The sequence below is a fragment of the Streptomyces sp. C genome (assembly GCF_000158895.1).
Taxonomy (GTDB): domain Bacteria; phylum Actinomycetota; class Actinomycetes; order Streptomycetales; family Streptomycetaceae; genus Streptomyces; species Streptomyces racemochromogenes.
Map to the genome: position 1 here is coordinate 655392 of NZ_GG657750.1, position 1246 is coordinate 656637.

1 protein-coding gene and 1 pseudogene are annotated in these 1246 nt (G+C 72.1%); both read right to left on the reverse strand.

The window, feature by feature from the left end; genetic code table 11:
• Positions 1-77: 77 nt before the first annotated feature.
• Positions 78-995 (reverse strand): oxidoreductase, encoded by a 918-nt coding sequence (locus SSNG_RS03085; RefSeq protein ID WP_007262334.1) that lies wholly within the window; start codon positions 993-995, stop codon positions 78-80.
• A gap of 60 nt (positions 996-1055) precedes the next feature.
• Positions 1056-1246, reverse strand: a pseudogene (locus SSNG_RS41720) (PRC-barrel domain containing protein); the annotation flags it as partial.

Below are 1246 nucleotides of genomic sequence, written 5' to 3' on the forward strand. Positions count from 1 at the left end.
TCTGTTCGCTCATCCGCCGAAAGTACCGGAAGCGGGCGGGCCGGCGGGGACTCCCCGGCCCGCCCGCGTCCGCCGGGCTACTCGGCGGCCTGCTGGTGGAGGCCTTCGAGGAGGGCCAGGTCCTCCTCGGTGAGGCGCAGGGCGCCGGCGGCGACGTTGTCGGCGAGGTGGTCCGGGTTGCCGGTGCCGGGGATGGCCAGGACGTGGGGTCCGCGGTGGAGGGTCCAGGCCAGGCGGACCTGGGCGGGGCTGGCCCCGTGGGCGCGGGCGACCGTGAGGATTTCCTCGCTCTCGGAGCCGGCCGTGCCGTGCTCCCGGCCGGCGGCGGCGATCGAGTAGAAGGGGACGAAGGCGATGCCCTGCTCCCCGCAGGAGCGTACGAACGCGTCGTACTCCGGCCGCACGCCGATGCCGTACATGTTCTGCACGCAGACGACGGGCGCGATGGCCTGGGCCTCGGCGAGCTGTTCGGGGGTGACGTTGGAGACGCCGAGGTGGCGGACGAGGCCGGCCTCGCGCAGTTCGGCGAGGACTCCGAAGCGCTCGGCGAATTCGGTGTGGTCGGGCAGGACGCGCAGGTTGACGACGTCGAGGTGGTCGCGGCCGAGCTGGCGCAGGTTCTCCTCGACCTGCCCGCGCAGCTGTCCCGGCCCGGCGTGGGCCGTCCACTCGCCGGAGGCGTGCCGGGCGGGGCCGACCTTGGTGGCGATGACGAGGTCGTCGGGGTAGGGGCCGCCGAGGGCGCTGTTGATGAGCTCGTTGGCGGAGCGGAGCGGGGAGAAGTAGAAGGCGGCGGTGTCGATGTGGTTCACGCCGAGTTCGACGGCGCGGCGCAGGACGGCGATCGCCTTGTCCCGGTCTCCGGAGGCGGCGTCGGCCTGGAGCGCCGCGCCGTTCTGCGGCAGGCGCATGGCGCCGAAGCCGATGCGGTTGACCTCGAGGTCGCCGAGGGTCCAGGTTCCGGATGCGGATGCGGTGATCGTCTCTGTGGTCATCCGAGGATGATCACGTGCGGGGAGGATCCGCCGCCAGGGGATTCCGCTGTGCCGTACACCTCACATGTGGGGGTCGGAGTAGTGCGTCTCGATCAGCCGGACGAAGGTGGGCTCGTCCTCGTGGCGGCCGCTCTGCTCGTAGTCGGGCGAGTCCTTGACCTGGTCGCGGGTGCAGGTCAGGTGGACGGTCTCCTCCTCGATGTCGACGCGGGAGACGACGCCGGCGGGGATGACGACCTTGCGGCCGAAGA